The 19,193-nt window shown below is 41.7% G+C and carries 11 protein-coding genes; 6 read left to right on the top strand and 5 right to left on the bottom strand.

The genetic code is table 11. The features are described 5' to 3' along the window. The first annotated feature begins 1,161 nt into the window (after positions 1-1,161). The gene (locus RMY31_RS30035) at positions 1,162-1,326 is read left to right on the top strand and encodes a hypothetical protein (RefSeq protein WP_409878845.1); all 165 of its coding nucleotides are present in this window, start codon (positions 1,162-1,164) and stop codon (positions 1,324-1,326) included. Then, positions 1,323-3,842, top strand: coding sequence for a cell division protein HetF (gene hetF / locus RMY31_RS30030; RefSeq protein ID WP_322662093.1), 2,520 nt, complete (start codon positions 1,323-1,325; stop codon positions 3,840-3,842). The genes RMY31_RS30035 and hetF overlap by 4 nt, the downstream gene beginning before the upstream one ends. Positions 3,843-3,854: 12 nt before the next feature. Here the strand turns inward: hetF and RMY31_RS30025 are convergent, their stop codons facing one another. Together RMY31_RS30025 and RMY31_RS30020 are read right to left on the bottom strand one after the other, a co-directional pair. Beyond that, positions 3,855-5,699, bottom strand: coding sequence for a phospholipid carrier-dependent glycosyltransferase (locus tag RMY31_RS30025; RefSeq protein WP_322662092.1), 1,845 nt, complete (start codon positions 5,697-5,699; stop codon positions 3,855-3,857). Positions 5,700-5,881: 182 nt separating this feature from the next. Then, the gene (locus RMY31_RS30020; protein ID WP_322662090.1) at positions 5,882-7,126 is read right to left on the bottom strand and encodes a glycosyltransferase; all 1,245 of its coding nucleotides are present in this window, start codon (positions 7,124-7,126) and stop codon (positions 5,882-5,884) included. A gap of 440 nt (positions 7,127-7,566) precedes the next feature. Between RMY31_RS30020 and RMY31_RS30015 the strand changes: the two genes are divergently transcribed. Then, entirely contained in the window at positions 7,567-9,162 is a 1,596-nt protein-coding gene (locus RMY31_RS30015; protein WP_322662088.1) for a glycosyltransferase family 39 protein, read from the top strand. Between the two features lie 126 nt (positions 9,163-9,288). Here RMY31_RS30015 and RMY31_RS30010 read toward each other — a convergent pair whose 3' ends face one another. Then, positions 9,289-10,971: a glycosyltransferase family 39 protein gene (locus RMY31_RS30010; RefSeq protein WP_322662086.1), complete on the bottom strand. Its 1,683-nt coding sequence runs from the start codon at positions 10,969-10,971 to the stop codon at positions 9,289-9,291. Between the two features lie 270 nt (positions 10,972-11,241). On the opposite strand from RMY31_RS30010, the gene cofH reads away from it, so the two are divergent. From cofH to RMY31_RS29995, 3 genes are all read left to right on the top strand, one after another. After that, positions 11,242-12,384, top strand: a complete 1,143-nt coding sequence (gene cofH, locus RMY31_RS30005) for a 7,8-didemethyl-8-hydroxy-5-deazariboflavin synthase subunit CofH (protein WP_322662084.1) — start codon at positions 11,242-11,244, stop codon at positions 12,382-12,384. A gap of 95 nt (positions 12,385-12,479) precedes the next feature. Beyond that, on the top strand, positions 12,480-12,875 hold the full coding sequence (psb27, locus tag RMY31_RS30000; protein WP_322662082.1) for a photosystem II protein Psb27: 396 nt from the start codon (positions 12,480-12,482) through the stop codon (positions 12,873-12,875). 524 nt (positions 12,876-13,399) lie between these two features. Continuing rightward, positions 13,400-14,899 (top strand): family 10 glycosylhydrolase, encoded by a 1,500-nt coding sequence (locus RMY31_RS29995; RefSeq protein WP_322662080.1) that lies wholly within the window; start codon positions 13,400-13,402, stop codon positions 14,897-14,899. A 109-nt stretch (positions 14,900-15,008) separates the two neighbouring features. Here RMY31_RS29995 and polA read toward each other — a convergent pair whose 3' ends face one another. Next, positions 15,009-17,930: a DNA polymerase I gene (polA, locus tag RMY31_RS29990; RefSeq protein ID WP_322662078.1), complete on the bottom strand. Its 2,922-nt coding sequence runs from the start codon at positions 17,928-17,930 to the stop codon at positions 15,009-15,011. Positions 17,931-18,126: 196 nt separating this feature from the next. After that, positions 18,127-19,170 (bottom strand): LEVG family PEP-CTERM protein, encoded by a 1,044-nt coding sequence (locus tag RMY31_RS29985; RefSeq protein WP_322662076.1) that lies wholly within the window; start codon positions 19,168-19,170, stop codon positions 18,127-18,129. Positions 19,171-19,193 lie beyond the last annotated feature (23 nt).

Genomic DNA, 19,193 nt, shown 5'->3' with positions numbered 1-19,193 from the left:
TGGCCCTTAGGACACACGACTAAAAGATTTTTCACAAAAATCCCCCAGTGGGTGTTAGCCAACCAGGGGAGTTAATTATCAGGGTGCATCTACCAATTAAATGTTCTCAGCCCAGACACAATCCTCCGGATTAATTTGTACGAACTGAAGTGTTTTTTTCTGAAGATAAAAAAATCCCCTAGTGGTGTAGCCAGCCAGGGGAGTCAATTATCAGGTGCATCTACTAAATAATCTGTTCTAAAATTAAACAACGTATTCCAGATAAAATTGTCACAAATAGAGATGCTGTTGGCACAACCAAAAAAATCCCCCAGTGGTGGCAGCCAACTAAGGGAGTTAGTTATCAGGGTGCATTTACTGATAATCTATTCTAGGATTAGACAGTATGTTCCGGATAAAATTGTCACAAATAGAGATGCTGTTTTCTCAGCATAAAAAAATCCTCGGGTGGTGGCAACCGACTAGGAGAGTTAATTATCAGGGTATGTTTATCAATAATTGATTTTTTCGAGGCACAATCAGTAACTTCCAGATAAAGCTTTCATCAATGGAGTTACTGTTTGCCTCTTATAAAAAAATCCCCCAGCAAGTGTTAGCCAGCCAGGGGAGTTAATTATCAGGGTGCATCTACCAATTAAATGTTCGCACCTCAAACAGCATCTTCCGGATAAATGTTCGACAATAGGTGATACCCACAAAAAAATCCCCCAGCAAGTGTTAGCCAGCTAGGGGAGTTAGTTATCAGGGTGCATCTACTAATTAAATGTTCGCACCTCAAACAGCATCTTCCGGATAAATGTTTCATAATTATGGTTGTTGGTGATGCCCACAAAAAAATCCCCCAGCGAGTGTTAGCCAGCTAGGGGAGTTAGTTATCAGGGTGCATCTACCAATTAAATGTTCGCGGCTCAACCAGCATCTTCCGGATAAATGTTCCATAATTATGGTTGCTAGTGGTGTCCAGTATAAAAAAATAGTAAGTGTTAGCCAACTAGGGAAGTTAGTTCTCAGGGAGCAATTTTCTCAAGTTAAGCTTTATTCTCTGGACAAGAATGCCTTTACTTGGTAATTGTTACCTAATATAAAAAAAACCCAGCAGGCATAAACCGACTAGGGGAGTTAAAGATCAAGGTGCATCTACCAATAAAGTGTTCTGTGCGGATGCCAACCAATCCGGATAAAGTTGTAGAAGCCGAGAAAGCAAAACAACTTAGTTTAGAAACATTCAATAGCAGGATGCATCTAAGGTATCAGAAAGAGCAAGAAATCGACTTGAAACTTTCGCGTTTCAAACTAGATTTAGGAGGCAAACAGGAGAAACTGTGACTCAAGAATTTCACATTTCCGTAACCCCAGTAGGGCCAAATGACTACTTGGTGCGGACGGAACGAGTCGCGCCTGGGGTGCCATTGGCAGAAGAACTGGTGACTTGGCCTGTAGTTGAATGGTTGGCGGCTGCTGGGCATCTCATGAATGACCCATTAAAGTCGGTCTTGCAGGGAGATGCCTTACCTTTTGGCGGTCGGGAAAGCGACATCGCCAGGAACTCTGTCAACTTGGTGGCATTGGGTCAGCAGTTTTATAATGCACTGTTTCAAGGCACTCTCAGAGATAGTTGGATTACCGCCCAAGGTATTGCCCAAAATCATCAACAGGTACTGCGTCTACGCTTGGGTTTAAAAGACATCAGGTTAGCACGTCTGCCATGGGAAGTCATGCACGCAGGCGATCGCCCCCTGGCAACTGGCCCTTATGTTGCTTTTTCTCGCTACCAAAGTGGAATTTTGGCGGCTTCACGGCTGCCATCGAGAAACATACCAAAAATCCCACCAGAAGATGGCGTGAAAGTACTGATGGTTCTTGCTTCTCCCCCCGATCAAGTCCATCTTGATTTGCTCAAACAAGAAGCTATTAGACTGCAAGCTGAGCTTCACCGCAAGGCATCACGAACTGGCGAAAACGGCAATCATCTCCCAGAAATTGAACTTACTCTGCTAGACCAACCAGGGCGGGAAGAATTGACACAAGCCTTGGAACAAGGAAGATACCATGTTCTACACTACTCCGGTCATAGCAGCCTAGGGCCAAACGGTGGCGAAATTTATCTTGTCAGTAGCAGAACTGGCTTAACAGAAATCCTCAGTGGCGACGATCTAGCAGGTTTGCTCGTTAACAACAGCATCCAAATGGCAGTGTTTAACTCTTGTTGGGGAGCATACACGGCTACGTCCAACACAGTCGGCGAAACAGGTGAACGTAACCTCGCAGAAAGTTTGGTAAAACGGGGTATCAGAAGCGTTTTGGCAATGTCGGAACGCATTCCCGATGAAGTAGCGCTAACGCTGACACAACTGTTTTACCGTAACCTCAGTCAGGGATACCCTGTAGATTTGTGTGTGAGTCGGGTGCGTCAGGGATTAATCTCTGCTTATGGTTCTCACCAGACGTACTGGGCTTTACCGATTTTGTACCTCCAGCCAGAGTTTGACGGTTTTCTCTGCCCGGAAATTTCTTTTGACCTAAGTGCCGACTCACTGAATGATTACAGGCAGCCTTTGAGAAAAACTCCCACTACAATGTACTCTGCGATCGCAGATGATACTGAGGAGATGCATTTACCAATCGACGACATGATGCCCTCTGGTTTGGTTCATGATTCTTCTGGGTTGGACTGGCTAGGTGAAGAAACTTGGGGCGATCTCGTTGATGAGATTGAGTATGATGACCCCAGCTATGCGGAAGATTCAGCTCTAGTTTCGGATTTGTTTCGCCAGCTAGACAACCAAAACGTCGGGAATGAGCAACCTCCTATGGCTGGGGAAATGCAACAGATTAGAGAAAATAATCTTCACAAAGAACAGGTTGCTGGGGAAATTGCCCGCCTTGAAAGACAAGTAAAGTCCTGGGGAGAAGTTCCAGAGGCAATAACCGAAGCTCACCGCAATGTTGCAGAAGATTGGCAAAATTATCATTTAGCCTCATCATCGCAAGCCCCATTGAGACCTCGTGCCCGTCGTCAATTGCGACCGATTCTAGGTATTGTAGGAGCAAGCGCGATCGCATCTGTAATTGGTTTAGGTTGGTGGTGGCAATATCGACAGACATCAAGCTTGCCTGACATCCCAGCAATTCCCGCTCAGTCTCTACCCACTGCAAAGAACCCTAGTACCGACTTAAAGACCGCTGCTACTGGAATTGTCACTGCTACTGCTACCGAAAAATTAAGCCAAGGCGACTTACAAGCAGGGCTTGCAGCGGTGGAAGAACTACTCAATCGTGGCGCACTTGCTGCTGCTGAGACTGCCCTGAATTTGGTGCCATTAAAGCAAGCCGACGATCCATCTGTTAACTTTCTTAAAGGGCGATTAGCATGGCAGTCTGTGCAGATTGGAGACGAAAAATATAGCATCGATGATGCCCGCCGTTACTGGGAAAGTGCCATCAAGGGTCAACCAGATTCGCCTTTGTATAAAAATGCTTTGGGATTTGCTTACTACGCAGAGGGCAATCTGAATCGAGCCAATGACTCCTGGTTTCAAGCTTTGAATTTAGCTCTCAAACAGCAAAACACAGCTTCTGCTACACCTGTCTCTTTGGAAGCAAAAGAGCCTCAAGATGCTTTAACTTCCTATGCTGCTTTAGCTATTGGACTGTATAAATCTGCGCCTCATCAATCTGCTACTAAACAAGCACAGTATATGAAAGAAGCGATTAAACAACGCCAAACGGTGCTTAAGAACGATCCGATAAATTTTCAGATCGATAAATTGAGTAATAATTGGCTATGGACAGAACAAGCAATTACGGATTGGCGATCGCTACTTCAGGAAAAAGATCAATAATTAATAGCAGTGTCATTTCCGCCCGCCAGCCTTCAGTTGACAGTGATAAATTTTGTATTCGTAGCCGTTTATAGCTGGTAAAGATTGAATATCAGCAACACATTTTTTAACTTCTTCTGCTATGGGAGCATGAAAGTTCACGAGCCACAAGTCAAACGGTCTTGACAGTGTTTTTATTGTATTTGCTAACGCAGTAGTAGAAGTATTAGGGTTTTGGTCTTGATGGGCCAGAAAAAATAGATGAGATGGAGAAAGAAGATTTTGAATATTCAACTCCCTAGCGACTCCCATCATTTCACCAATTTGTACGTGAGTTATCTGGGTAGTAGCAACGATCGTTGGAACTTGAGATGTTTTTTGAATTAGTTGTACGAAAAGGTCAGGGCGATAGTATTTTTGATAACCAAGATTACTAACCACTGTTACAGCACTGAGAAATCCTATCAACCAGATGAGTATTACTGCTTTTTTACCACTAATTCCCCATCTGCCTGTTTCTTTTTCTTTGCCAATTAATTTATGGGAACTATGCCAACAAACTGCAAGACTCGCCCCTAGTAAAACTATGACAGCGGGAAAGTAGACAAAGTTATAACGCGCACCTCTTGTTAAATCTATATTAAAAAAGTAGGTGAAAATAAAGAATAAAGCGATCGCGCCTGCAATTACTCCAGACAATACCTGAGTCATCAAGCGATTCTCTGGTTGCTGTAATTGCATCTTGTACCCACGAATTAAAATTGGTGCTGCCCAAATCATGAAAATTAGCATCACTAGCCCAGAGGCAATTACAATTGCTAGCTGTGGTGCTTCCACTGGTAGCAAGTAAAGCATGGTTATCCATGCTGCGAAAGCTTGAAAAATTGGGCTTAACCAAGCAAATCCCTCCCGTGGTTGCTGTATCCAATCCGTCAACTTACTACCATAGCTATTCTGTAAAAACATTGGTAGCCAAACTGCCCCCGCCACAAAAGTGCCGATAGCAACCGCATAGATACGCCGCCAAGGAGGGAATGAAGAAGACGGGGAGACGCAAAGATGGGGAGACGCAAAGACGGGGCGACTAGTGAACCCAGAGGGTGACGGCGAGATTTGTACTGAAATATTCTCCGCATCCTCTTGTTTTAGCTGTTGCTGATGCCAACCTAGAACAATTAAAACCAAAGCTTCAGTGCAGAGGGTGAGGGCGAAGAAATAGTGGGTAGCAATACCCAAAGCATTAATTGCCACCCAGGTAAGTGCTATCCAGATAGGTATTTGTGTACGATTTTGGATGTGACGTGTAGCAACTACTAAGCAGGCGAGGGAAGCAATCACCCACAAAATTGCCAAAGTGTAATGACGGGCTTCTTGTGCCAGAAAAATGCTGTAGGGTGATACTGCCATCATGGCAGCAGCTAAATGACCAACCAAGCGAGAGCGAAAACTCAGCCAGCTGAAAGCATAGATAGCTGGGACAGATGCAGCACCAAAAATAGCAGCTAGCGATCGCGCCCCCCATAAAGAAACTAGACCACCTTGTGTAGGAAATAACTGCATCCACCAGTGAGCTAGTACAAAGTAAAGTGGGGGATGGTTAGTTTCATGACTCAGGTGTGCCCATACGTCTTGAATGGTGGCACTTGGTTGGGGTTGCAGAGGTTGCAATAAAATATCAGGTGCGATCGCTCGATCTAGCGGTACTGATAAAAAACTATTTCCTAGGCTAAACACTAAGGTGGAAAACTCATCAGTCCAAGGAGGCTTACCAGTCAAGTTGGTTAAGCGCAAGCCTAGTCCAATGAGGAACCAAATCAGGCACAGCAAGGGGTGAAGCCAGCGAGAAGGAATAGCGACGTACCGATTATACAAATGCATCCTTTGTCAGACAGAAATTTCACTCAGCATAGGTAGACAGTAACGAGATTGTCTGGTTGCAAAAGTGATATGCATTCCAAACAAGAGCTTTTACAGCCATGCCTTTAACAAGCGAATTTGCAAATATGTAGACTTGATATTTGAGATTTAAGTTCGATGGCAACTTAAATCTCCTAGTGTGATTATTTCACGTCTGTTACACGCCAGCTCAGTTTCAAGTTCACCCAGAAATTCCAAATGGTAGCAACTGCGATCGCAATCAGGTTAGCAATGTAGCGGTTAGGAATCAGGAAATTAAATACTAAGTTCAACACCAGAACATTCAAAACCAGTCCGGCAAGGCAAATTATGTTGAATTTTAAGAAGCGCTTGAGACGTTGATGCCATTCTTGCTGCTTCATGCTGACATCAGCAAATGTCCAAGCATCATTCCACAAGAAATTATTCAAAATTGCAATTTCGCCAGCAATGATTTTACTGCGCGTCAAGGGCAAAGCCAGAGTAGTTGGGTCGCTGAGTAGATACAGCATTGCCATATCCACAAATACCCCACTCAAACCCACTAACCCAAAGCGCAGGAATCGACCAATGGGGAAATTGATTTGTTGATTGACTCGTCCTAGCACTCCTGTGGACAGACGCAACCGCACTAAGTGGTGGATGTATTCCACATATTGCTTCCACGTAACTTTACTTTCACCTTCTTTACGCTCGCAAAATACGTAACCCACTTCAGTGATTTCCCGCACTTTTCCCCGGCCAATTACCTCTAGCAGAATTTTGTATCCCACGGGATTGAGTGTTGCATTGGCGATCGCACTTCGACGCACCATAAAATAACCACTCATTGGGTCGGAAACTCTGCCCAATACACTGGGTAGAATAATCAATCCCAACACCTGAGCGCCACGGGACAAGAAACGCCTGACAACACTCCAACTACTGACACCGCCTCCTTCTATGTTCCGGCTGGCTACTGCCAAATCCACCCCCTGTTGAATCCCACTTAACAGTTGTGTTAACACCTCTGGTGGATGCTGCAAATCTCCATCAATCACCCCTAAAACACGCCCTCTTGCTGCCTGCCACCCACGAATCACAGCAGAAGATAGCCCGCGTTCGTGTTGGCGACGCATCACCCGCAACTGTGGATATTCTTCCGTCAACGATTGTGCTACTTCCCAAGTGCGGTCTGGACTATCGTCATCTACCACAATCAGTTCGTAGTCCCCTGGTATAAATTCATCTAATAACTGACTTAATATTCTGACAACGTTCTGGATGTTATCACGCTCTTTATAAGTTGGAATCACTAAAGAGAAATAGATGGCTTCATCACCTGCATCCACATTGATAAAAGGTGATTCAGAAATCTGTAATGAACCAGTCGGAACCGTTAACAGTGATTTGGGTGAATTAAAATTCATAGAGGAAATTTAAATTAACAGTGACGGTGTGTATAAATTTGCTTAAATATAGGTACAATATGACACTATACCCATAGATAGTAGCTGTTTCACTAAAAACTAAGCAGTTAAAAATTGCTTGATTTATGTTGTCCTATTTGCTTATTCTGGCTTTTAGTCAGCGTCAAGTCTTGCTGTATCAATATTGTTTAGGTAGTTGAAATTTAAACATCAAAATCATTATGAGATATTAATGCCCTACAGTCATTAGTATAAATACTAACTATCAAGCTGAAATAAATTTAGTATTTTATCTCTATACAATCTAAATAATAAATTATTTAATTTTAAAAAAAGCAATTATATAAAAGTCAAATAATTCTTTTTGTTCGCAGATATAGGTTACAAAAATATTCAGTGTTTAGTAAAGTAAAACAGCCAAATTTAGATATTTTTGAAAAATGACTATAAAAAGAAGACCTTTTCAAAAAGTTTATCGTTATTGGCTATTGTTTTTAACAGTTATTTTATTAGTGGGTATATTTTTCCGCTTTGTCAACCTCGAACGCAAAGTTTACTGGCACGATGAGGCTTACACTTCATTACGAATTTCTGGGTATACTAAAACAGAATTTGTGCAACAAGTGTTTGATGGACGTGTAATTGATGTTGATTCTGTACAAAAGTACCAGCGACCCAATCCGGAAAAAGGTGTAATTGATACAATTAATTCTTTGGCTGTGGATGATACTCAACATCCTCCACTTTATTATGTGATTGTTAGATTATGGGTGCAAGTTTTTGGTAATTCAGTAACTGCAACTAGAAGTTTATCAGCCATTATTAGCTTGCTAGCCTTTCCTTGCATTTATTGGCTGTGTTTAGAACTATTTGAGTCGCCAATAATAGCATGGACAAGCATAGTACTTTTAGCTGTCTCGCCTTTGCATGTATTGTATGCTCAAGAGGCTCGACAGTTTAGTTTGTGGACAGTAACTATCTTGCTAGAGAGTGCTTTATTGCTACGAGCAATGCGACTTGGTAGCAAGCAATTGTGGAGGATTTATGGAGTTACAGTAGCACTCGGATTATATACATTTTTGTTTTCTGGATTGGTGGCGATCGCTCATGGTATTTATGTAATTGCTATAGAACGTTTTCGATTCACTAAAACGGTAAAAGCTTATTTGATAGCAACTAGCGCTGGCTTTATAGCTTTCATCCCTTGGATTGTAATTATTATTTATAACTTAGATCAAATTGACCGCACAACAGCCAGCGCTCAAGCCAGACTATCCATATCAAGTTTAGTGTCCACTTGGATTACTAATATTACTTATTTATTTGCGGATTTTTGGCGTTACGAACCATTTTTTCCCGATTTGGATTTTCCCGGTTTGCGGTGGGGTCGATTTTTAACTCCTTTGATACTAATTTTAGTAATATATTCATTTTTATTTGTTTATCGTCATACCGCACCACGAGTTTGGTTGTTTATTTTTACATTGAGTGGAGTAACTGCATTAGCTCTCATATTACCTGATGTGATGATTGGGGGTAAGCTCAGCGTTAGAGCTAGATACGTTATGCCATGTTATGTAGGTGTTCAACTAATTATTGCTTACTTGTTAGCAACTCAAATTTTTTCTGCTAATTTGATAAACCGTAAATTTTGGCAATTAATCATAGTCATATTAATTGCCGCAGGAGTTTTATCTTGTGGCGTTAGTTCCCAAGCTGAGACATGGTGGAATAAAGGTAGCCATGCCAACCCGCAAATTGCTCGGATAATTAACAAAACTAAGAATCCACTTCTGATTAGTAGTAATAATTCACTGAATATTGGCGATTTAATGTCTCTAAGTCATCTACTAAATGACAAAGTGCATATGCAGTTACTAATTGAGCCAAATATGCCTCAAGTTCCTGATGGCTTTAGTGATATATTCTTATATAATCCCTCAAAAGTATTTCAATCTAAACTTGAGAAAATATACAAACTAAATTCTGCTTACAAACGTGGTAGACTTTGGCAACTTGAAAAGAAAACTGATTAATAGTTGTGTATATTCTAGAGTATGGCAATTATATAAAAATTAATTTTGCAAATAAATGAGGTACAAAACTAAGAACTCAAAAGCCGCGACCTTTGTACTTGATGCAAACGAGAACTGCTGTAAGTTTCAAGTTTTTGGCAAATGTGTATATAGCTTAGCGGTAAATTTATCTAAAGACATTGTGCCTAAAAGATTTTGAGTGTTTGTTAGTTTAAACTGAGATGATAAAAGTTGTTGAATTTTCTGATTTTCTCTTTCTATTTCCGCCTCTGTATCCAAGCGCGACCATACAGGATCGCTGCTGTCTAACCAGAGAAGACGAGGATACTGTTCGGCTTTATCTTTAAGTACTTTTTCTAAAGAAGTTGCTAGGTTTGCAGGTTTTTCAGCTAACAACATCACAGAAGCTTGGGGAGGAATGTAATAAGCTAAACGCATAACATGACCCCAAGCTTTAGAATTCATTGCGATTAAAGTAGGCTGATTACCATCTTTTACAATCAAGTCTGCAACTGCATGAAAAACTGAACGCTGCCGTAGACTAAAATCACCGATACTAATGGTGAGATACAACAGTAATAAACTAGCTACTACAGGTGTACGCCATTGCCCAGCAATTCCTCGCTCTATCCACAAAGTTAGTAATAACAAACAGCCAGGGAGAATAATTATCATAGTCCGCCCCCAACCAAACCCTAAGGTAAACTTTTTAGTTGCGATATCTACTCCCAAAGCTAGCAACAGCGGCAAAATTCCTAATATCAAAGCCACACCTAAGTTTTTTTGCTCGCCCCTGTGCCAAAGGCTGATAGAACAAATTAAAAGCAGCAAGATTACCAAACAACCGGCCATAGTTATACTAATGGGCGCTAGGCTTGATACCCAGTCTCCTATAAGTAAGTTGATACCTAAAGTTTGAGCAACATCTTGCAAATGATTTAACCATACAGAGCCAACTTCTGGCGCTGCACCAAAACGTTTCAAGTCAGCGTTGCGGAGTTGCTTCAAAGTACCCCATATTACCCACGGAAAGGTCAGCACAACTCCAGCCCCCAAACGTAAGGCGTGCTGCCACCAATGTTGGCGATCGCGGTAAAGTACCAATACTGCTAGAGTAATTATCCAATAAGCATATAAATAAAAGGTCAATAACCCTGCCGCAACCGAGCCAATCAAAACGATGTTCCACAGCAACTGATTGCGGCGATTATGATTATCTTGCTGATAAATCAGATGCAGCAGCGACCATGCACTTAATGTTGCCCACAAAACTAAGGGAGCATACATCCGCAGATTGAGAGAATGAAATAAATAAAATGGATTAATTCCTAGTAACGCTGCTAGTAATAGTCCTCCACGGTTTCCTAAGACAACTCTACCTAAACCGTAAGCACTGCCCATAGCTGCAATGCTCAACAATGTATTAAAACTGCGCGTTGCCGCTTCACTGTCACCGAAAAGCCGCAGCCAAAAATGCTGGCTCAAGAAAAATAGTGGTGGATGAGGTTCTCCTCCTAACAGACTCCGAAATAGCTGACCAAGAGTCAGGAAGAACTCGCGTATACCTGCTTCGACAGGTAATTTCAATAAGGATGTATATTCTGCTAAAACTACTGGTGCATCTCCAGGTGAGTTATAGGCACCCTTTTGCCCAGTAGAAATTAGTAAAGATAAAACTTCGTCATACCAAAATTCTCTACTTCCCAGATTGAGAATCCGTAGTATAACTGCTACTGCGATCGCACTTAGCAGCAACCACTCTAGAGAAAAGGATACAGATAATTTAGAGTTTACTAAGCTTTTATGCATAAATGGTTAATGTATAATTTTTCAAGTAATGAAGCTAACTTACTCAATAAGTATTTTTTGGCAACTCAGTTGTAACATAACCAAAATAAAATGCGTGTAAAAAATACCTTAAGCGTAATTGCTTAGCAAAAATGGTCACTTTTTTATAAATGAGTCTATAAGTATTGCTAAATAGCACAGTAAAATTCTTCTACTCCATGTGTGTCAGTTTATGGAGATTACAGATTCTTGCCACAATAGAAGGAGTAACCTGGTTGTAATTACTGCCCTGTGAAGCTTAAAACTATTGATGCTATTCTCGACCGTGCCCTCATGGGGGATGATGTGTCTCCCCAAGAGGGAGTGGTATTGTTAAAACAAACTGACCCAGAAGCGATCGCAGCTATTCGTACCACCGCTGACAAACTCCGCCACAGTCAAGCAGGTGATACGGTCACATACATCATTAACCGCAATATTAACTTTACTAATATCTGTGAGCAGCACTGTAGTTTTTGTGCTTTCCGCCGAGATGATGGTGATGCTGGGGCTTACTGGTTAGATTGGACGCAAATTTTAGAAAAGTCTACAGATGCAGTACAGCGCGGCGCAACAGAAATCTGTATGCAAGGAGGATTAAATCCCCAAGCGCTGATTGATGGCAAATCTTTAACCTATTACCTAAAACTGGTAGAAACCATCAAGCAAGAATTTCCTCAGATACATTTACATGCTTTCTCTCCACAGGAAGTTCAATTTATCGCCAGAGTTGACGGACTTGAGTATGCTGATGTAATTGCTGCGTTGCGAGATGCTGGTGTTGGTTCAATGCCAGGAACAGCAGCTGAGGTGTTAGATGATGAAGTACGGCGGGTATTGTGCCCAGAGAAGATTGACACAACCACTTGGTTAGAAATTGTCAGTACAACTCACAAATTAGGTTTGCACACCACTAGCACAATGCTGTCTGGGCATATTGAAACACCAGAACAACAAATAAGCCATTTAGAAAAATTGCGATCGCTCCAAAAAACTGCTATGGATCGAGGATATCCAGCCCAAATTACTGAATTTATTTTATTACCCTTCGTTGGCAAAGAAGCGCCTAAACCTTTACGCCGTCGTGTCGGACGCGATCAACCAGTTTTAGCTGATGCACTATTATTAGGGGCTGTGGCACGGATTTATCTGGGAAATTGGATTCCCAACCATCAGCCGAGTTGGGTAAAGTTGGGGCTAGCTGGTGCAACGGAAGCCTTGGTTTGGGGTTGCAACGATATCGGTGGCACTTTGATGGAAGAACACATCACCACAATGGCAGGTGCTTTAGGTGGAACTTGTATGGAAGTCGAAACCCTACAAACTGCGATCGCTTCTTTAGGACGACCTTACCAACAACGAGATACTCTTTATCAAAAAGTTAGGAGTTTTTAATTCTTCACTCCTCACTCAGCACTCTTTGATGATCCCCAAGATACCATTCCAGGATAGGATGGACGTTGATTTACGTATTGTTTCAGTTGATGCATATGAAACGCTATTGGTCGCGTCTGCTTGCGCTGGTTTTGGTTGTAACCATTGGATTAATGGGTTGTTCTAGTCCTGACAGTTTATCGGGAGATTATCGCCAAGACACCTTGGCTGTGGTCAATGCCATGAGACAAGCCCTAGATTTATCAGAAGATTCACCAAACAAAACAGAAATTCAAGCACAAGCGCGTCAAAAAATTAATGACTTTTCAGCCCGCTACCAAAGGGCTAACGCTGTTTCCGGTCTTAACTCTTTTACAACTATGCGAACAGCCCTTAACTCCTTAGCTGGACACTACAGTTCTTACCCAAATCGACCCGTACCACAAAAGCTCAAAACTCGCCTAGAGCAGGAGTTACAGCAGGTAGAGTCCGCACTGAGGCGTGGTGCTTAACTATTCACTACCCTATATTTCAGCGTGATGAGTCCTAAGTTTTGACTTAGGACTCATGACAACTTTGGCAACTTGAGTTAAATCTGAGTTTTGAATTAAAAATTTAGAATTTTGGCTTCGATAGTTAACTGTGGATACCACGTTATTGTACTAGGTAACAAAAAACATTCGCTGCAATCGTATAATATCGTGCAAGTGTTTTGTGTAACTTAATTAAATAAAAAATCAGGCAACAGAAATAGGGGTTTGGGAGTCCTCAACAAGTAAGGTTGAAAACCCCTAATTTTGAGAATATAAAATTTAATACATGTCGTGTTAGTTATTTGATACCGAGTTGGAATCAAAGATAGCAAATGATACGTGAGGAGGATGGAAAGATGAGGACGATGAGAGGGAATAATAATAATTCGCTATCTCCCCTAACTACCTCATAATTACCTGCTCTTTCATGTCTAGATGCTATTTCTAGACACAAGTTGTTGTGAATTAGGGTTGATGATTGATTTTTCCTTCTAGTTGTAGGTATGCATAACCGTCCCTTGAATCTTGCAAGACCAATGTTATTTTCACGTCGCCTGTTCGCTGCTGTTTTTAGCAGTATTTTCTTGATTCCTAACTTTGAAATTCAGCCAGCAGGGGCGCAAGTAACAGAGTTTTGCCAATTATCAGCAGTGGCAACGCAAGCAAAAGAAAACTTACGTTTGTCAGCACTAAAAGGTAATAAAGATGCTCAAAGCAGCTACCAGCAGTTGTTGCAAAAACACGCACAAGAATTGCAGAACTGCCGTAGTCGTACTTGGCCAAACATCCAAGCCCTTTGGTTACGCTTGTATCCCTGTGACATTCAACCGGGAGCAATCGACAACATTATGGATCGGATTGTCAACCGTGGATATAACCAAGTTTATTTAGAAGTTTTCTATGACGGACAGGTTTTATTACCAGCAGCAGCTAACCCAACTGTTTGGCCTTCTGTAATTCGCACTCCAGGGGCAGAAAACATCGATCTACTCGCCACAGCGATCCAAAAAGGGCGGCAACGTGGTTTAAAAGTCTATGCTTGGATGTTTACCAACAATTTTGGCTATACCTATGCCCAACGCCCAGATAGAGAAGGGGCGATCGCTCGCAATGGTAAAGGTCAAACAAGCTTATATGTAGTAGATGGCAGTTCTCAAGTATTTATCGACCCCTACAACATGCAAGCCAAACGCGACTACTTCCAAATGGTACAAGAAGTATTGCGCCGTCGCCCGGATGGCTTGCTATTTGATTATGTGCGTTATCCCAGGCAAACGGGGGGTAATTCCATCGCCACGAAAGTTTCGGATTTATGGCTATATAGTCAAGCCACCCAAGAAGCTTTATTGCGACGGGCACAGAATTATAAAGGACTGGAGTTAATTCGGCGTTTTTTAAGGAAGGGATATGTAACCGCAGCAGATATAGCTGAAATCGATAAACTTTATCCTCAAGAAGGTGAACCGATGTGGCAAGGGCGCATTCCACCACCAGCGCAAAAGTCAATCCTGACTCCCACTGACAGACAACCATCTCTGCAAATAGAGTTGTGGCAACTCTCCGTTGCTCACGCCATGCAAGGTATCCTGGATTTTGTCGCCGTAGCAAGTTACCCAGCACAGCAGCTAGGGATTCCTTCTGGGGTCGTGTTTTTCCCTGATGGCAATCAAACTGTAGGCCAAGGTTATGATTCTCGCTTGCAACCTTGGGATAGGTTTCCTAGTTCCTTGCAGTGGCATCCGATGTCTTATGCGACTTGCGGTAACGTTAGTTGTATTGTGCCGCAAGTACAACGAGTTTTAAGCGTCGCCCAACCTGGAACGCAGGTAATTCCGGCTTTAGCTGGTAACTGGGGAAAATCGGTGAGTAATCGTCCACCACTAGAATTACAAATGCAGGCACTTCGCAAACTTGCGCCTCAACTCAAGGGAGTGAGCCATTTTGCCTATTCTTGGCAGTTTCCTCAAAATGATAGCGATCGCAAATTCTGTCGCGTTCAGTAAGCAAGAGGGAATTTTAGATCGACAGGGGGGTACAGCAAGTGTAGCAGTTCCCCTTTTTTAAGTTTTTGGCGAGCAACTAATTCAGGATAATCAATTTCGCCAAGCACCTTTACTTTGTTTCCATCCAATTCTCACCTGCACGCACATCCACTACTAACGGCACACTCAACTGTACTGCATCTTCCATTACAGATTTAATCTGCGGTTTTAATTCTTCCCACTCATCGGGAGGGACTTCAAACACTAATTCATCGTGAACTTGCAACAACAGATGCGCCTGATATTTCTGCAAAACCTCATGCAATCTCACCATCGCAATTTTGATGATATCAGCACTGGAACCTTGAATTGGTGCATTGGCAGCAGAACGCAATAACCCCGCATCGTAAGCACCCAAATTCTTCAATTTACTCAAATCAATATCTTCTGGATTGCTACCTTTTAATTTGCGTAAACTGTTGTGAGTAAAATCAAAATAACGACGACGACCGAGAATAGTTTCTACATAACCTTGGGCGATCGCTTGTTTTTTGACCCCTTCCAAATATGCAAATACTTTGGGATAGCGCTCGTTAAATCGTTTAATAAACTCGTTAGCAATGGCTTTATCTATCCCAGTTGAACGCGAAAATCTGAGAGAACCCATTCCATAAATCACACCAAAATTAATAGTTTTTGCTAGCCTTCGTTCATCTGATGTAATATCTTCTTTTTCAAAAATTAACTTTGCCGTTACAGTATGAATATCTTCATTCTGCTGATATGCTTGCACCAACACTGGTTCTTGAGTTAAATGAGCTAAAATTCGCAGTTCGATTTGTGAGTAATCAGCAGCCACCATTAACCAACCTGGGTCTGGCAAAAACGCTTTCCGAATTTGCCGACTAAAAGCTGTACGAATAGGAATATTTTGTAAATTCGGATTAGAAGAGGATAACCTACCAGTTGATGTTGCTGCTTGATTAAAATCAGTATGCACCCGCTGAGTATCTGCACGTACTAATGCTGGCAATGCATCTACATAAGTAGACTTTAATTTAGATAAAGTGCGGTACTCAATAATCGTATCAACAAACTCACTTTCATAAACTTCTTGGAGTTTTTCTAATGTGGCTGCATCTGTAGAATAACCTGTTTGGATTTTACGAGAATATTTCGTGCTGAATCCTAATTTATCAAATAATATCTGGCTTAATTTTTTGGGAGAACCCAAATTAAATTTTTCCCCAGCTAGCTCAGTTGCTTTTTCTTCCAACTTTGCCAAATCTGTTTCTAACCGCTGTGAAAGTTCTTTTAAATAAGCTGAATCAATGTGGATTCCCTGGTATTCCATTGCTGCTAAAACTGATTCTAGTGGCTGTTCCACATCTATCAATAATTGATATAAAGCTGGAATTTTTGCCAGTTCCTCACTCAATTTCAGCAATAGTTGAAATGTTGCATAGACTTGCAAACAGCAATAATTTGCTACAGCAGTGATGTCTATATCAGCAATGGTTTTGCCCTTGGGAACTAAATCTAAATAATTTTGCACCGATAATCCCAAGTATCGTAATGCTAAATCGTTCAAGTTATGGCTAGTATCTGGATTCAGAACATAACTCGCTAGCATCGGATCGAATACAATTCCTGCCAAGTTAATTCCCTGACAGCGGAAAACTAAGCGATCAAATTTTCCATTCTGAAAAGTTTTAGGATAATCAGCACTTTCAAGAATTGGGCGTAGTGCTTCTAGTACTACTTCTTGATTTAAATTTTCTCCAGTTTTGTGATTGAGAGGAATATAAGCTGATTCATCTGGTTTCGTTCCCCAGCAACAACCAATTCCTACTAAAGAAGCATCCCGTGGTTCTAAGTCACTAGTTTCAGTGTCCCAAGCGACAGGTGTTTCTGGGTTAGTGAATTTCTGCAAAAGATTCACTAACTCGGTGAGTTTAGCTTCCGTGTTAATAATGCGTGGTTGAATTTGGCAAACAGGTTGCTGTTGTACGGCTTGTGTCTCATCAAAACTGAAAAACGAAAGGTCTGCGTCTTCAAATTCTGATTCTGTATCAGCCGTTTCTAATTTTGGGGCTTCAGCAACTTTGCCACCGAAACGTTGCTGAAGTTCATTGACTTTGCCTAAAAAAGTTTTGAATTCTAATTTTTCTAAAATTGGTATCAGGATATTTGTGTCAAATCCTTTCAATTTACATTTTTCAAAATCAACTTCTAAAGGAACATCGACAACTATTTTTGCTAAGTAGCGAGATTTATTAGCATCTTCTCTACCCTCTGCCAGTTTTTTCTGAGTTGCTCCTTTAATTTCGTCCAGTGCAGCATAAATCTGCTCGAGAGAACCATAGGTGTTAAGTAGCTGTACTGCTGTTTTTTCACCGATACCCCTAACCCCAGGAATATTATCTGATTTATCACCGCAAAGAGCTTTAAAATCAACAATTTGCGTAGGTAATACGCCCAATTTTTCTTTAACTTCTTCCGTACTAAATTCAGTGATGCTATTTGTAGAGCGTTTGAGAGCATCGGGACTAAAATTTAAAACAGTGATTTCTTTATCTGGGTCGATCAGTTGAAATAAATCGCGATCGCCTGTCAAAATTTTCACTTTATATCCAGCGGCAGTTGCTTTTTGTGATAAGGTTCCTAAAACATCATCCGCCTCGTAACCTGGAGCAGTAAAAATTGGCAGATTGAAACCATCCAACAACTCGTGCAGATTTTTCAAGTCGGGAACAAAGTCTTCTGGCGTTCCTGGACGGTCGGCTTTGTAGGTATCGTCAGCTTCATGGCGAAAAGTTGGCAAACCCAAATCAAAAGCGATCGCCATCGCTTGTGGCTGTTGTGTTGCCATTACCTCTAGCAGTGACTTCAGGAAGCCAAAACATACACTGGTAGGAATTCCTGTCTTAGTACGCAGTCCCCCATCTCGTCCTTTGGCGAAAGCGAAGTAAGAACGAAAGGCGAGGGAGTGCCCATCTACTAAGATGAACGTGGGGCGTGTTGCAGTTACAGAAGCGGAATTTTCAGACATAGCCTTATTCTAGCCACTTGCTTCTGTTGCGGGAAGAGCCGATGTCATTTCCGAAGATTATTTAGCTACGCAGATTCACTCCACGTTTACTGTTGGTGCTAAAAACCGCTTATATACATGATTTTGGGTTGGGCCATAGCTTGGCCCAACCCAAAGTAGTTCTTAACTGAAAGGAACTCCAAAAAATAACTAGTTTTTAACAGTCAACAGTTTTCTTTTTGCGTTGTCGTGCGATTGTTATGCCTAGCATAGCCAAAGCACCTAAGCCAGCCAAATTACCAGGCTCAGGTACGGTTTCCAATTGTAAATTCACACCATCACCAGTGCTAATGAACTGACTATCGTTGTAGCCGTATTTTTGACCAGGATTACCCAGTTGAATCACGAACGACACGACATCCTTGATAATCAGTGATTGCAAATTACCGTCTTCCTTTCCTGCGAGCAATTCCTGAATTGAAAAAGTTTGGCCCGCGCTGTTGGTGTAGCTTAAAATTCCTGTATGATTCGAGTCTTCAACATCAAATAAATTAAACTTTAGCGCTGCCAATGGACTGTTGAAATCAAATTGGAACTTACCAACTTCCAACTGTCCTTTTTCAACAGGCTTACCAGGGGTAATTGTCGTTGTCTGAGTAATCGTCTTAGTAGTAATCTCCTGTATTAGCTTGTTTACACCGTTAACTTTCTTTTGCTTGGTGACAGTTGTTGTCTCTACAGTAATGTTCTTGATTATCTTCTTACCATCAGCACTTGTAGTAGTTTCTGTTGTAGTCGGAGTTGTAGCAGTGACTGTCCCAATGCTGGCTCCTGCGGGAGCATCAATAGTCTGTTTAGAAGTATTGGATTTGGGCGGGTCTATTTTCTCTGTGTTAGGAGTATAAGCTACTGGACGCAACCAATATTCTCCTAGAGCAGGATTAGTGCCTGCATCCTGTGCTAGAAACTGGATACCAAATGATGAGTAATCGTTGGCAACGTCTCTTTTATCAACAAACAGGCGGCTTTCTGAAAATTGTGGATCGTAATTCAAACTGGTCACAGTGTAACCATTTGCGCCTGAACTTGTGTTTATACATTTGGGGTTTGTACTGCTAAGACACGCTAGATTTGTGAGTTTAATTTCTCCTTCTTGCTGGGGAACTAAATTAGCTGCATGAGCAGCAGATGTAACAGACAAAAAGCCGATGCTAATTGTAGATGCAGCTAAAACTCTGGTCAAAACCTTGAATTTAGACATTATTTTCTGTCTTGTTATTAGGA

Origin of the sequence: Dendronalium sp. ChiSLP03b (assembly GCF_034531165.2) — a bacterium.
In the GTDB taxonomy this organism is placed as follows: domain Bacteria; phylum Cyanobacteriota; class Cyanobacteriia; order Cyanobacteriales; family Nostocaceae; genus Dendronalium; species Dendronalium minutum.
Note: the sequence above shows the minus strand (reverse complement) of the source record. Positions and strands in the feature narration are given on the sequence as shown.

Coding starts and splice junctions, on each gene's coding strand:
- RMY31_RS30010 (WP_322662086.1), bottom strand. CDS start 10,971: ATGCATAAAAGCTTAGTAAACTCTAAATTATCTGTATCCTTTTCTCTA.
- RMY31_RS30020 (WP_322662090.1), bottom strand. CDS start 7,126: ATGAATTTTAATTCACCCAAATCACTGTTAACGGTTCCGACTGGTTCA.
- RMY31_RS30035 (WP_409878845.1), top strand. CDS start 1,162: ATGCCAACCAATCCGGATAAAGTTGTAGAAGCCGAGAAAGCAAAACAA.
- RMY31_RS29995 (WP_322662080.1), top strand. CDS start 13,400: ATGCATAACCGTCCCTTGAATCTTGCAAGACCAATGTTATTTTCACGT.
- polA (WP_322662078.1), bottom strand. CDS start 17,930: ATGTCTGAAAATTCCGCTTCTGTAACTGCAACACGCCCCACGTTCATC.
- RMY31_RS30025 (WP_322662092.1), bottom strand. CDS start 5,699: ATGCATTTGTATAATCGGTACGTCGCTATTCCTTCTCGCTGGCTTCAC.
- RMY31_RS29985 (WP_322662076.1), bottom strand. CDS start 19,170: ATGTCTAAATTCAAGGTTTTGACCAGAGTTTTAGCTGCATCTACAATT.
- psb27 (WP_322662082.1), top strand. CDS start 12,480: ATGAAACGCTATTGGTCGCGTCTGCTTGCGCTGGTTTTGGTTGTAACC.
- RMY31_RS30015 (WP_322662088.1), top strand. CDS start 7,567: ATGACTATAAAAAGAAGACCTTTTCAAAAAGTTTATCGTTATTGGCTA.